The 12,635-nt window shown below is 70.5% G+C and carries 11 protein-coding genes and 3 pseudogenes; 6 read left to right on the top strand and 8 right to left on the bottom strand.

What is annotated here, in order from left to right; translation table 11 throughout:
• Positions 1 to 8 precede the first annotated feature (8 nt).
• From QUE79_RS12460 to QUE79_RS12470, 3 genes and pseudogenes are all read left to right on the top strand, one after another.
• Complete coding sequence (locus QUE79_RS12460) at positions 9 to 992, top strand: NADPH:quinone oxidoreductase family protein (protein WP_286343398.1); 984 nt, start codon at positions 9 to 11, stop codon at positions 990 to 992.
• Positions 993 to 1,201: 209 nt separating this feature from the next.
• A pseudogene (locus tag QUE79_RS26320) lies at positions 1,202 to 2,029 on the top strand (LCP family protein); the annotation flags it as partial.
• A gap of 236 nt (positions 2,030 to 2,265) precedes the next feature.
• Positions 2,266 to 2,385, top strand: a pseudogene (locus QUE79_RS12470) (hypothetical protein); the annotation flags it as partial.
• A gap of 186 nt (positions 2,386 to 2,571) precedes the next feature.
• Here QUE79_RS12470 and QUE79_RS12475 read toward each other — a convergent pair.
• Positions 2,572 to 4,275, bottom strand: coding sequence for an AMP-binding protein (locus QUE79_RS12475; RefSeq protein ID WP_286343399.1), 1,704 nt, complete (start codon positions 4,273 to 4,275; stop codon positions 2,572 to 2,574).
• A gap of 103 nt (positions 4,276 to 4,378) precedes the next feature.
• On the opposite strand from QUE79_RS12475, the gene QUE79_RS12480 reads away from it, so the two are divergent.
• On the top strand, positions 4,379 to 5,290 hold the full coding sequence (locus QUE79_RS12480; RefSeq protein ID WP_286343400.1) for an SDR family oxidoreductase: 912 nt from the start codon (positions 4,379 to 4,381) through the stop codon (positions 5,288 to 5,290).
• 560 nt (positions 5,291 to 5,850) lie between these two features.
• On the opposite strand, the pseudogene QUE79_RS26165 reads toward QUE79_RS12480, so the two are convergent.
• The 5 genes and pseudogenes from QUE79_RS26165 to QUE79_RS12510 form a co-directional block, all read right to left on the bottom strand.
• Positions 5,851 to 6,971 (bottom strand): annotated as a pseudogene (locus QUE79_RS26165) (phosphotransferase family protein).
• The gene (locus QUE79_RS12495) at positions 6,859 to 7,584 is read right to left on the bottom strand and encodes an enoyl-CoA hydratase/isomerase family protein (protein WP_286343402.1); all 726 of its coding nucleotides are present in this window, start codon (positions 7,582 to 7,584) and stop codon (positions 6,859 to 6,861) included. The pseudogene QUE79_RS26165 and the gene QUE79_RS12495 overlap by 113 nt, the downstream one beginning before the upstream one ends.
• Positions 7,581 to 8,159, bottom strand: a complete 579-nt coding sequence (locus QUE79_RS12500; RefSeq protein WP_286346712.1) for an enoyl-CoA hydratase/isomerase family protein — start codon at positions 8,157 to 8,159, stop codon at positions 7,581 to 7,583. The genes QUE79_RS12495 and QUE79_RS12500 overlap by 4 nt, the downstream gene beginning before the upstream one ends.
• Complete coding sequence (locus QUE79_RS12505; RefSeq protein WP_286346867.1) at positions 8,156 to 8,371, bottom strand: enoyl-CoA hydratase/isomerase family protein; 216 nt, start codon at positions 8,369 to 8,371, stop codon at positions 8,156 to 8,158. The genes QUE79_RS12500 and QUE79_RS12505 overlap by 4 nt, the downstream gene beginning before the upstream one ends.
• Positions 8,368 to 9,474: a beta-ketoacyl-ACP synthase III gene (locus tag QUE79_RS12510; RefSeq protein WP_286343403.1), complete on the bottom strand. Its 1,107-nt coding sequence runs from the start codon at positions 9,472 to 9,474 to the stop codon at positions 8,368 to 8,370. Before QUE79_RS12510 ends, QUE79_RS12505 begins: the two co-directional genes overlap by 4 nt.
• A gap of 152 nt (positions 9,475 to 9,626) precedes the next feature.
• On the opposite strand from QUE79_RS12510, the gene QUE79_RS12515 reads away from it, so the two are divergent.
• Positions 9,627 to 10,583: a Gfo/Idh/MocA family protein gene (locus QUE79_RS12515; RefSeq protein ID WP_350271538.1), complete on the top strand. Its 957-nt coding sequence runs from the start codon at positions 9,627 to 9,629 to the stop codon at positions 10,581 to 10,583.
• 64 nt (positions 10,584 to 10,647) lie between these two features.
• Here QUE79_RS12515 and QUE79_RS12520 read toward each other — a convergent pair whose 3' ends face one another.
• Positions 10,648 to 11,661 (bottom strand): NADPH:quinone reductase, encoded by a 1,014-nt coding sequence (locus QUE79_RS12520; RefSeq protein WP_286343404.1) that lies wholly within the window; start codon positions 11,659 to 11,661, stop codon positions 10,648 to 10,650.
• 8 nt (positions 11,662 to 11,669) lie between these two features.
• Positions 11,670 to 12,158 carry a MarR family winged helix-turn-helix transcriptional regulator gene (locus QUE79_RS12525; protein WP_286343405.1) on the bottom strand — a complete coding sequence of 163 codons (489 nt, stop codon included), beginning with the start codon at positions 12,156 to 12,158 and terminating at the stop codon, positions 11,670 to 11,672.
• Between the two features lie 58 nt (positions 12,159 to 12,216).
• Between QUE79_RS12525 and QUE79_RS12530 the strand changes: the two genes are divergently transcribed.
• Positions 12,217 to 12,633, top strand: coding sequence for a hypothetical protein (locus tag QUE79_RS12530; protein WP_286343406.1), 417 nt, complete (start codon positions 12,217 to 12,219; stop codon positions 12,631 to 12,633).
• The last annotated feature ends 2 nt before the right edge of the window (positions 12,634 to 12,635 follow it).

Genomic DNA, 12,635 nt, shown 5'->3' on the forward strand with positions numbered 1-12,635 from the left:
CTCGGGGCGTGAAAGCCGTCGTCATCGAGAGTCTCGACGGGCCGAGTTCCGCCCGCCTCACCGAGTTCCCCGAACCGACGGGAAGCCACGAGCGCGCAGGCGGCCAGCGAGTCGTCGTCGACGTCCGGGCCGCCGGCCTGTCCGTAATCGACAACCTGCAGGCGCGCGGGGTCTACCAGTACCGCACGCCCCCGCCCTACGTGGTCGGAAGCGAGGTCGCCGGTGTCGTGAGCGAGGCGGATCCTGCGTCGGGATTCGCTCTCGGCGACCGAGTGGCCGGCATCGTCTTCTGGGGCGCGGCGGCCGAGAAGTGCCTCATCGCACCCGATTACTCGGTGAAGCTCCCCGATTCCGTCTCGTTCGCGGACGGGGCCGCGATCTACCTCAACTACTCGACGGCCTGGTTCGCGTACCACCGAGCCGAGGTGCGCGCAGGGCAGACGGTGCTGGTCCACGGCGCCGCGGGCGGCGTGGGCACGGCCGCCCTCGACCTCGCCGCGTCCTTCGGCGCGCGCGCCATCGCCGTCGTCTCCACGGAGGCGAAGGCCGAGGTCGCCCGTCGCGCGGGTGCCTGGGCCGTCGTCGCGAGCGGCGGCGACTGGCTCGCGGAGGTCCGGGAGCTCACCGAGGGGCGCGGCGTCGACGTCGTCTTCGACCCGGTCGGGGGCGACCGGTTCACCGACTCGCTCCGCTCGCTTCGGACCGGAGGCACCCTGGTCGTCATCGGTTTCGTCGGCGGCTCGATCCCGACGGTCAAGGTCAACCGCCTGCTGCTGCGCAATCTGCGAATCACCGGCATCTCGATGGACACGATGGACGACGAGTATCCCGGAACGCTCCGGATGGTCCGCGACGCCGTCCAAGACCTCCTCGCGGCCGGCCGGATCCACCCTCTCGTCGGGGCCACGTATCCGATGGCGCACACCCAGGAGGCGCTGCAGGCGCTGGAGGAGCGCTCGACGATCGGCAAGGTCGTGGTCGACGTTCCCTGAGGTATGGCAGGCGCTCACGAGCGAGCCGCGGTCGGCCGTGGGTGACCTCGGGCGCGGCGTGTGCCTGTCTGACCGGGCGCCTCGGTCGCCTACTCTGAAGTGTGGCTGACGCAGGAGACCAGACGATCGACAGCGGCGCTGCGGCGCCCGCGCACAGCCCCTACGCGCCGAGACACGCCAGGCGTCGACGGAAGCGCGTCCTGCCCTGGGTGGCCTTCGGGGTCGTCGCGATCCTGCTGATCGGTGGAGGCTACGGCTTCTACAACTATCAGCGCTTCGTCGGCGGGGTCACCAAGGTCGACGCGATTCCGGGCACTTCGGGTTCGGCCGCGCCGGCCGACGTCGACGGCAAGGCGCAGAACATCCTGCTCGTCGGCGACGACCACCGGCCCGCCGGCGTCACCGCGGAGCAGATGGCCGAGCTCGGCACCACCGACGACGGCGGCAGCCAGAACACCGACACGATGATCGTCATGCACATCGCCGGCGACGGGAAGACAGCGACGCTGATCTCGTTCCCGCGCGACTCGTACGTTCCCATCCCCGGGCACGGAAGCGACAAGCTCAACGCCGCGTTCTCTCTCGGCTCCGCGAACGGCGGGGGCGACGCCGGTGGGGCGCGCCTCCTGATCCAGACGATCCAGAACCTCTCCGGCCTCACGATCGACCACTACGTGCGCATCTCGCTGCTCGGCTTCTATCAGCTCGTCAAGGCGCTCGGCCCCGTGAACGTCTGCTTGAACAACGCGGTACAGGATCGCTTCTCGGGTATCGACCTGCCGGCCGGCCCGTCGACCCTCGACGCCAAGCAGGCCCTCGCCTTCGTGCGGCAGCGCCACGGACTTCCGCGCGGCGATCTCGATCGCCAGGTGCGGCAGCAGTACTTCCTGACGACCGAGGCGCGGCAGATCGTCTCCGCCGGCACACTCCTCAACCCGGTGAAGCTCGGGAACGTCATCAAGGCCGTGTCGAACTCGATGCAGGCCGACTCGGGGCTCAACTTCCTCACGCTGGCCAACCAGCTCAAGAACCTCCGACCCGACGAGATCAAGTCCGCCACGATTCCGGTGACGGGCACGCCGACGATCACGGTCAACGGAGCACCCCTGTCGATCGTGTCGGTCGACACGGTCGGCATGCCCGCGTTCATCCAGGGCCTGGTCGGGCCCCCGCAGGCCTACCTCGACGCCAAGGCCGCTCAGCCGGCGGCGACGACTGTCACCGTGGTCAACGGCAGCGGTGTCCAGGGGCTGCCGAGGCGGCGACCACGGCGCTGGCCGGCCTCGGCTTCACCACGGGCCCCGCAGGATCCACGGTCCAGACGACGCAGACGCTGGTCGAGTACCCCGCGGGTCAGGAAGCCGGCGCGAAAGCCGTCGCAGCCCGCGTGCCCGGGGCCACGGCGGTGCGGACCGGCTCGGTGAGCGGCATCACCGTCGTGCTCGGCACCGACGGTCGCCACGTGGCGACGCCGTCGACCGCGCCTGCCACCACGACTCCGCCGGCCGCTGGCGCCCGACGCCGACCCCGACGTCGTCGACCGGGGCCGACGTGCACAGCTACACGAAGTCGTCCTGCATCAACTGACGCCGGCGTCCGCGCGTTCCTGCTGCAGAATCGCGGCGATGCGTTCGCGCAGCAACTGCTTCGAGACCTTGCCGGTCGGCGTCATCGGCAGCGCGTCGACGGCTTCGATCCGCTCGGGGTGCTTCTGCACGGCGATCTTCTTCGACTTCAAGAATTCGCCCAGCTCGGCGAGCGTCGGCACCTCGTGGCCGGGCTCGGCGACGACGAAGGCGCAGGCGCGTTCGCCGAGGCGCGGGTCGGGCATCGCGACGACGGCGACGTCGCGAACAGCGTCGTGCGTGATCAGCAGGTCTTCGACCTCGCGGCTTCCGATGTTGATGCCGCCGCGGATGATGATGTCCTTGATGCGGCCGGTGATGCGCACGAACCCGTCGGCGTCCATGTGACCGAGGTCACCCGACCGCGAGAAGCCGTCGGGGGTGAACAGGGCTTCGGTCTGGGCAGGGTTCTCGTAGTAGCCGACCATGTGCGAGGGGCCGCGATAGGCGACGTCGCCGTCTTCTCCTCGAGCCACCTCGGATCCTGCGGAATCGACCACCCGGATCTCGGCGTCGGGAAGCGCACGGCCGTCGGACAGGACCGACTTTTCGGGTGCGTCTTCGGGGGCGCAGAGCGCCGTCGTCAGGTTCTCCGAGCGGCCGTAGAGGCTCAGCACGCTGAGGCTGCCGAACATGGTGCGCGCGCCCTGCACGATGGCACCCGGGATCGGGGATCCGGCGCAGATCCAGTACTTCATGCCGGACATGTCGTGGACGCCCGGTTCGTAGGTCTGCATGACCGTGGCCAGGAACGTGGTCGAGGTGACCGTCATGGTGCAGTGGTTGTCGCGGATGCGGTCGAGGCCGGAGGAGGGATCCCAGGTGGCCATGAAGTGCGTGCCGCCGCCGACGAGCAGCGGCACCATGAAGCCGGTGACGAGTCCGGTCGTGTGGCTCACCGGAGACGGGTTGAAGAAGACGTCGTCCTCGGTCACGTGCAGCCGGTCGACGAGGGCCTTGCTGCCGGCGTAGTAGGTGTTGAAGGTGTGGATGCAGCCCTTGGGTCGAGACGTCGTGCCCGAGGTGTAGACGATCACGAAGGCGTCGTCGGGGCCGACTCCCGCGCCCAGCTCGTCCTCGAGAGCGTCCAGGTCGCCGTCGACGAGAAGGCTCGAGTAGTCGAGCGCGGCACCGAGATCGCTGTCTTCTGCCGGTCGCAGGATCACGGCGTGCTCGAGGGTCTCGATCTCGTCCAGCAGTTCGAGGTAGAGCTCACGGTGGCTGAACTTGTGGAAGAAGTCGGGCCCGATGATGGCCTTGGCAGAGGAGTTGCGGAGATTGAAGCCGACCTCGTCGTGTCGGAAGATCGGCATGATGGGCAGCAGGATCGCGCCGAGCCGCGACAGCGCGACCGTCACGACGGTGAATTCGGCCCAGTTGGGCAGCTGCACCGCGACGCGGTCGCCGCGCTGGATACCGAGGCGCCGGAGTCCCGCCGCCAGCCGAACCCCGCGCTCGTACATCTCTGCGTACGTGAGGCTGAGGTCGCCGTCGGTGACGAAGACCTTGTCGCCGTATTCGGGAAGCCGGTCGGCGAGGAGCTGGTACAGCACGCGCTCCTGCCAGTCGCCCGCCTCGTAGTAGGTGCCGATGTCGTCGGCGGAGTAGGGACCGAAGGGCTCGATGGTCGTCGTCCCGGTCGCGGTGAACTGCGTCACGTTTCTCCTTCTCGAGGTCTTGGAGGAGAAGGTCGGGCGCCACATCACTATGGTGAACGGGCTGTGAGCCCGGCACATCTTCGCTGAGTGTTAAATTACCAGCGTGTCGTCATCTCCGCGTCAAGACCCGTACTCCTCTTCGTTGCTCGCTGGATCCCGGGTGCTCATCACGGGCGGCGGCTCCGGCCTGGGGCTGGCGATCGCGGGTTCGATCGTGGCCCACGGTGGGTCGGTGCTGCTCTGGGGCCGTCGCCCGGCGGTGCTGGCCGAGGCGGTGTCGGGGTTGGAAGCCGTCCGCGCCGGGAGCGCCGCGTCCGACGTGGTCGACGTCCGCGACGCGGAGGCGGTCGAGCACGCCGTCTCGCGCGCCTTCGACTCCGCACCCGTGACCGGCTTGGTCAACGGCGCCGCCGCCAACTTCATCGCCCCGACCGAGTCGTTGAGTTCGCGAGCGTTCCAGGCCGTCACCTCCACCGTCATGAACGGCTCGTTCTTCACCACGCACGCCCTCGCGAAGCGCTGGATCGCCTCCGGCTCGGGCGGTTCGGTCGTCTCCCTGCTCACGACGTGGGTCGACACCGGTTCGGCGTTCGTCGTCCCCTCGGCCATGGCGAAAGCCGCGGTGAATGCCATGACGATGTCGCTGGCCGTCGAGTGGGCCCGCTTCGGCATCCGTCTGAACGCCGTCGCGTCCGGCCCCATCCCGACCGATTTCGCCTGGGACGTCCTCGACCCCGGATCGTCCGACGTCGTCGGTGCGACGGACGTCCGCGGCATCCCGGCCGGAAGGCACGGAACCCCCGTCGAGCTGGCGAACCTGGCGATGTTCCTCCTCTCTGACGCCTGCGACTTCCTCACCGGCGAGACCGTCGCCATGGACGGCGGACAGCGCCTGGCCGGCCCCGGCACGTTCGCCGGTCTGACCGCCCTCGCCCCCGACGACTGGTCCGCGATCCGCGCGCGTGCCAAGGCCGCCGCCGCCGCCACCAAGGCCGCCCAAACCCCATCCCCCTGACCCCGTCCCCCTGACCCCGTCCCGCCCCGGGGGAGAACCTCCTCTCCCAACACGTTTTCCCTCTCGGTGAATTCACTCCAGGGCGAAACCAGACCCGTCTCGGCCCGCGATTTGCCTCCCGCGTGAATTCACCGGCAGGCAAAACGAGCCCCGTCTCGAGCCGGCGGTTTCCCTGGCGGTGAATTCCCTTCGGGGCGAAGTGAGACGAGCTGGGTGCCCTGGTTTCGCTCGGGGGTGAATTCACGCCGGGGCGAAACTAGGCACGTTCGGAGGTGGGGGTTTCCCCCTGGGTGAATTCACTCGGAGGGAAAGCCTGTGCGGGGAGGAGGTGCTTCTGCCGGCGGAGTCGCAATCGGAGCCGGAACCGGAGCAGGGCGGGAGCAGGCGCGCGATGAGGGCATGGCCGGGCGGGAGCAGGGGGAGGGCGGGAACGAGGGGAGGACGGGAGCAGGGGGAGGGGCGGGAGCAGGGGGAGGGGCGTGAACGAGCGGAGGGACGGGAACGAGGGGAGGGGCGGGAGCAGGGGGAGGAGAGGGGCGGGATCGGGGGCGGGGGCGGGGCTACAAGCCGGCGGAGCGACGCGCGGCGGCGAGGAATGCGGTGACGTGGGCGGGATCGGCGTAGTAGGGGTCGCCGTCGTCGGTCTCGAAGCGGCGGCGGCTGTACTCGTAGAGCACCGCGAGCTTCCAGTTGGCGAGGGCGATGTACCAGCCGGGGTCTCTCTGCGGGATGCCTCGGACCGAGAAATAGCGGGCGGACAGCTCGGCTGCCGAGGGGAAGCCGGGCGCCTGGGTGGCGCGACCCAGGGCTTGGACGGGAGTCAGGTCGCGACCAGGCTCGGCCCAGCTCGCGAGGAGGTAGCCGAGGTCGACGAGGGGGTCGCCGACGGTGGCGAGCTCCCAGTCCAGCACGGCGACCAGGCGCGGCTCGTCGGTGCCGAGCATCAGGTTGCCGAGGCGGTAGTCGCCGTGGACGATCGCGTGCGCGGACTCGGGCGGGGCGTGCTCGATCAGCCACGCGTCGACGTCGGCGAAGGCGGACGGCGGCACGCCGGACGGGTCGGCCACGAGTCGGGCGAGCCGGTTTCGCTGCCGGAGGTTGGCTCCTCCGGGCGACCGGGCACTCCCGTCGCCTGCCAGTCGATGCCGTGGAGCCCGGCGAGCCCGTCGACGACGGCGAAGCCGAGGTCGTGGCGCAACTCGGGCGTGCTCCAACCCGCCGGCAGCGTCTCGGTGACGACCTCGCCCCGTTCGAGCGACATGACGAAGAACGGTACGTCGAACACCTCGCCGGCCTCACCCGTCGCGAGGACGGCCGGGACGGGAACACCGCCCGCGCGCCCGACGGCGGCGAGCGTGGCGGCTTCCCGCAGGACGTCGTTGACGCCCGGCGGCAGCGGCGGGGAGGGGGACGCCGGATCACGACGCTTCGCGCTCCGTCGCTCGCCCGGTACGTGAGGTTGGCATGACCGTCGCCGATCCTGGTCAGGGTGACGGACGGCCCGGTCAAGCTGCGGGCCGCGAGGAACGTCCCGAGCGCTGCGACCTCCCCGTCGTCGGGAGTGGGATTCACGAGCGGTCGGCCAGTCGCGAGCGGAGCGCCACCTCGAACGACGCCGTCTCGCCGGCCGAGGTGAGGGTGCGCTTGCCGATGCGATCGTCTCGAGCGGGGTCGGCGAGATCCTGCGCCAGTTCGATCGCCGTGGAGAGCAGGATGCCGGGCTCGAGCACGCGATCGGCCAGCCCGATGCGCAGTGCCTCGTCTGCCGACACCGAGCGCCCGGTGAACGACAGCTCGGCGGCCAGTCCTGGTCCGACCAGCCGCGAGAGCATCCACGAGGTGCCGAGCTCTCCGACGGAGAAGCCGACGCGGGCGAAGGCGGCGCTGAAGCTCGCCGTGTCGGCGACGAGGCGGAAGTCGGCCGCGAGCGCGAGCGAGAGGCCGCCGCCCGCCGCTGCGCCGTTGACGGCGGCGACGACCGGGATCGGCAGGGCGTGGAAAGCCGCCACCGCCCCCGAGGCCGTGTCTTCGATGTCGAGGAACTCCTGCACGGTGGTCTGGAGCAGGCCCGGCAGCTCGGCGAGATCGTAGCCCGCCGAGAAGGCACGGTCGCCAGCGCCGGTGAGGACGAGCGCGCGGCTCCCGTCGCGGGCGACGACCCGGGCAGCCTCGCCGAGGGCACGGAAGGTCTCGTGCGTGACGGCGTTCATTCGCTCCGGCCGGTCGAGCGTGAGCACGCTGACGTCGCCCTCGTGCCGGTCGAGCCGCAGCCCGTTCCATGACGGGGTGCTCATCGGTTCGTGAAGCGCGCCGGCCGCTTCTCGACGAACGCGGCGAGGGCTTCCGCCATGTCCTCCGTGCGGGTGAGCAGCGTCTGGCCGCGATTCTCGAGTTCGAGCGCGGCCTGGTACGACGGCACCTCGAGGTTGGCCTGGAGCGCGCGCTTGGAGAGCCGGACGCCGGCCGGGGAGTTGCGGGTGATCTGCTCGGCCAGGGCGACGGCCTCGCCGAGGAGCTCGTCCGCCCCGACCACGCGGTTGACCAGGCGCATCGACAGAGCCTCGTCGGCGCGGATGGTGCGGCCGGTGAGCGCGATGTCGGCGGCGTGCGCCGGACCGACGAGGCGCGGTAAGAGCCAGGAGGCTCCCAGATCGCCGGCCGACAGCCCGATCTTCGAGAAGGAGGCGACGAAGCTCGCGTTCTCGGACGCGAGCCGGATGTCGGCGGCCAGAGCAAGCGACAGTCCACCCCCGGCTGCGGGGCCGTTGACGGCGGCGATGACGGGGATCCGGATGTTGCGGACCGCCTGCAGGGCGTCGGCTGCGCGCTCCTGCAGGTCGAGCATCTGCTTCGGGGTGAGCGAGGTCAGATCTCCGGCGAGGTCGAGATCGTAACCGGAGCAGAACCCCGGCCCGCGCCGGTCAGGATCACGACTCGCGCGGTGTCGTCTCGGGCGAGGTCGCGGCCCAGGTGCTCCAGGTCGTCGAACATCTGAGCCGTCATGGCGTTGAGCCGATTCGGGCGATCGAGGACGACCAGATCGACGCCGTCGGTCGGCCTCGAGACGGCGATGTCGCTCATTCCGCGGCCTCGTCGGTCGTCGCACCCGCCGCAGCCGCCGCAGCCGCCACGTCGGCCGCGGTGAGGGTCTGCTCGGCGCCGACGGCGTCCGGCAGCAGCACTACCTGAGCGGCGTAGGCGAGACCGGCCCCGAAGCCGAACTGGAGGGCGATCTGCCCGCCGTGCGCGCGACCCTCGCGGAGCAGCCGCTCCGTGGCGAGCGGAACGGAGGCACCGGACGTGTTGCCGGTGTCGACGATGTCGGTGGCGATCACCACGTCGTCGCGGAGCCCGAGCTTCTGGGCCATCCCGTCGACGATGCGGAGATTCGCCTGGTGCGGGATGAAGACGTCGATGTCTTCCGGACGCAGCCCCGCCGCCTCGATCGCCCGAGCGGCCATCTTCGGCATCTCCGTGACAGCCCAGCGGTACACGCTCGGCCCCTCCTGCCTCGCTGTCGGCCAGTCGATCTTCTCGTCGGGGGAGGCGTTCTTGTAGTCGAGCCAGGTGTGCGTCATCGTGATCGCGTCCGAGTGCGAACCGTCCGAGCCCCAGATGGTGGGGCCGATGCCCGGGACGTCGGAGGGGCCGACCAGCGCGGCTCCGGCGCCGTCGCCGATGATGAACGAGATCGACCGGTCGGTGGGGTCGGCGTAGTCGGAGAGTTTCTCCGCGCCGATCACCAGGACGTACTTCGCGAGGCCCGAACGGATCATCCCGTCGGCCTGGCCGATCCCGTAGCAGTAGCCCGCGCATCCGGCATTGACGTCGTAGGCCGCCGCACTCGGTGAGGCGCCGATGCGGTTCGCGACGATCGGGGCCATGCCCGGAGTGGGCTGCATCCACGACACGGTCGAGATGATCACGACGTCGATGAGAGCAGGATCCACGCCCGCGGCCTCGACGGCGGAGCGCCCGGCGCCCTCCGCGAGATCCTGCACGAGCACGCCCTGGGAGGCACGGCGTCTGCTCACGATGCCCGTGCGTCGCTGGATCCACTCGTCGGACGAGTCGATCGGCCCGACGAGATCGTCGTTGGGGACGACGTACTCGCCCCGCACGCCGCCGACGGCGAGGATTCGGGAGAAGGTGGACGGTTCAGCACTCCGCAGGGTCGGGGACACAGGGCTCCTTGTCGTTCGGGGCGCCGTGCTCGTGGCCGAAGCCCGACTGTCGAGCTTAGTCTCGCAGGGCTGACGACGCCGCCGACCCCGGCCCGATGCGCCGAGGGACGAGCTAGTCTTGTCCGGACAATAGGACACGTTAAGGGGAACGCATGCGAATCGGCTTGGTGGGCTACGGCGTCGGAGGACGATACTTTCACGCGCCCTTCATCCGGGCGGCCGAGGGCGTCGACCTGGTGGGGGTGGTCGCTCGATCGGCCGCCAAGAAGGCCGAAGTCGCAGCCGACCTCCCGGGCGTTCCGACCTACGACTCCCTGGCCGACCTGCTCGCTTCCGGCGGCGTCGACGCGGTCACCATCACGACGCCGCCCCAGACCCGGCGAGAGCTGGTTCTCGAAGCGCTGGCGGGCGGGGTCCACGTCGTGGCCGACAAGCCGTTCGCTCCGTCTGCAACCGCCGCTCAGGAGCTCGCCGACGCGGCCGACGCAGCCGGACTCGTCCTGAGCGTCTATCACAACCGTCGTTTCGACGCGGACATCCGCACCCTCGCCGCCGTCATCGCGAACGGCGAGCTCGGAGGGCTCTGGCGCGTCCACTCGCGCTTCGATCTCGACGACCCCGGCACCCTCGAAGCGGGTGAGACGGGCGGCATGCTCCGCGACATGGGCACGCACGTCGTCGACCAGATGATGTGGCTGCTCGGCGACGTCGCCGAGGTGAGCGCCGAGCTCGACTTCGTCGACCTGCCCGAGGGGCGCACCGATGCGAGTTTCGTCGTGACGCTGAAGCACACCTCGGGCGTCACGTCCTACGTGTCGTCGTCGAAGGTCAACCACCTGTCGGCCCGCACTCTGCGTGCCTACGGCGCCCTCGGGAGCTATGAGGCCTCGGGGACCGACGTCCAGGCGCAGGCGATCTTCGCGGGGCGGCGGCCCATCGACGACCGCGCGGGCTGGGGCTACGACGACGAGGCGCACTGGGGCACGCTGGCGACGGGCACAGGATCGCGGCGGGTCCCGTCCGAGAAGGGCGCCTACTTCGAGTTCTACGAGCGGTTCGCATCGGCCGTGGCCGGTGAGGGGCTCCCTCACCGGCCACCGCCGGCGTGAAGACGCTCGCGGTGCTCGATGCCGCCCGCCTCAGCGCGCTCGAGGGCGGCTGGCGCCGGCCCCGTTAGTCGGCGACGTCGATCAGGACCTTGCCGACCACGCTGTCCTGCACGGCCCGGTGTGCGGCGGAGGTCTCGGCGAGCGGGAAGCGGACCAGCGGCAGCCCGGCGGCCTCGCCGACCGGGAGAGCCCCGGCGATCAGTGCCTCGGTGATGTCTTCGGCCGCGGCCCGGAGCTGTTCCGCGCCCACGGTGTAGAGCAGGACGAACTGGTACCGGGTGTTCTTCGACATGTTGGGTCGCACCGAGAGCTCGGCGGTCGATCCGGCATCGTCGGCGTACATCGAGACGACCGCTCGTGGGCCGACGACCGCGGCGTCGAGCTCGGCGTTCTGCACGATCGACACCTCGACGACGATGTCGACGCCGTTCGGGGCGATCGCCTGGATCACCTCGGCGGCATCCTCGGTGCGGTAGTTCACGAGGTGGTGAGCCCCGGCCGTCCGTGCCAGCGCGGCCTTCTCGTCGCTCGACACCGTCGAGATGACGGTGGCTCCCGCCCACCGCGCGAGCTGGATCGCGGCGTGTCCGACGGCTCCGGCGCCGCCCGCGACGAGCACGACCTTACCGGCGAGTGCCCCGGCGGAGAGCCGTTCGGGGCCGCCCTCGAGGACGGTGAGAGCGCGATGGGCGGTCATGGCGGGCACGCCGAGCGACGCCCCGACGTCGAAGCTCACGCCGTGCGGCAGGGCGACGACGTGCGCAGCGTCGACGGTCGCGAATTCCTGGGCGGTGCCCGACGGGCGCTGGTACGCCGAGAGGTAGAGCCAGACCCGGTCGCCGACGCCGAGGTGGCCGACGCCCTGGCCCACGGCATCGACGACGCCGGCGCCGTCCTGGTTCGGGGTGACCTCGGGGAAGGCCGGATCGGTGTTGGTCCGCGACTTCCAGTCGGTCGGATTGACTCCCGAGACGACGAGCCGGACGCGGACTTCGCCCGGCCCGGGCTCGACGGGGTCACGGTCGACGAGCTGCAGGACGTCGGGGGAGCCTTTGTGCGTGTAGACGATGGATCTCATGTCACCAGTCAACTACCGGTGGCGAACATCCTGCCCTCGGGGTCGAGCCGGGTCAGCAGTCGGGCGCTGATCCGGCCCAGCTGTGACACCTGCTCCGGTGTCAGCGCGTCGATCACGGCCTGCCGGACAGTGGCGACATGACCGGGAGCCGCGTGGACGACCTTCGACCAGCCCACCGGCGTGAGAGTCGCGTTCGTGGCCCGACGGTCTTCGGCGCACGGGCTGCGGTCGACGAAGCCCTGGTCTTCGAGGCGGGACACGACCCGGGACAGCCGGGGGAGCGTGGCGTTGGTGCGCGCCGCGAGGGCGGTCATGCGCAGCGTGCGGTCGGGCGCCTCGGAGAGCATCGCCAGCACGAAGTACTCGAAGTGCGTGAGCTTCTCGTCGCGATCGAGCTGGGAGTCGAGGACGCCGGGCAGCAGCTCGAGCACGGCGGCGAAGCGCACCCAGGACTCGCGCTCGTGATCGCTCAGCCAGCGAGGTTCGCTCTCGGTCATCGGCTCAGTCTACCGAATGGTTGTTAGTACAAGTAAATCAGCTCTCTAGGGTGGCCGGGTGGAGGATCGGTTTCGCGTCGACGGCAGCGACCTCGGCGTCGACCGACGGCGGTCGCTCGCGACCCTCGGCCCCGACGGGGCTCTCGACGCCACGGTGGTCGCGGCAGGCGTCCCGTCGCTCGTCGCAGAGTGGGCGACGGTACCGCCCCGGATCCTGCTCGCTCGTGTCCCGCTGGGGTTCGACGGCGAGCGGTTCGGGGCGACCGTCGACCAGGCCCTGCTCGACGACCTGATGCTCGACGAGGGGTTCGCCCTCTTGGCGCTAAGTTCGCGCTTCGACCTGCGCGGCCGGCTGACCGTGCACGCGGGCGACCGTCTCCGCTTCGTCGGCGAGGTCGACACGCCCTGGGCGCCCGAGCCGGTGAGTCTCGACGTCTCGCTCGGGTTCGGCGGCCGCCGCCCCGCCGCCCTCTGAGG

Source organism: Frondihabitans sucicola (assembly GCF_030296615.1).
Lineage (GTDB): Bacteria > Actinomycetota > Actinomycetes > Actinomycetales > Microbacteriaceae > Frondihabitans > Frondihabitans sucicola.

Excerpts from the sequence above, each read along its gene's own strand:
- QUE79_RS12495 (WP_286343402.1), bottom strand. The coding sequence starts at position 7,584 with ATGAGCACCCCGTCATGGAACGGGCTGCGGCTCGACCGGCACGAGGGC.
- QUE79_RS12505 (WP_286346867.1), bottom strand. The coding sequence starts at position 8,371 with ATGAGCGACATCGCCGTCTCGAGGCCGACCGACGGCGTCGATCTGGTC.
- QUE79_RS12515 (WP_350271538.1), top strand. The coding sequence starts at position 9,627 with ATGCGAATCGGCTTGGTGGGCTACGGCGTCGGAGGACGATACTTTCAC.
- QUE79_RS12520 (WP_286343404.1), bottom strand. The coding sequence starts at position 11,661 with ATGAGATCCATCGTCTACACGCACAAAGGCTCCCCCGACGTCCTGCAG.
- QUE79_RS12525 (WP_286343405.1), bottom strand. The coding sequence starts at position 12,158 with ATGACCGAGAGCGAACCTCGCTGGCTGAGCGATCACGAGCGCGAGTCC.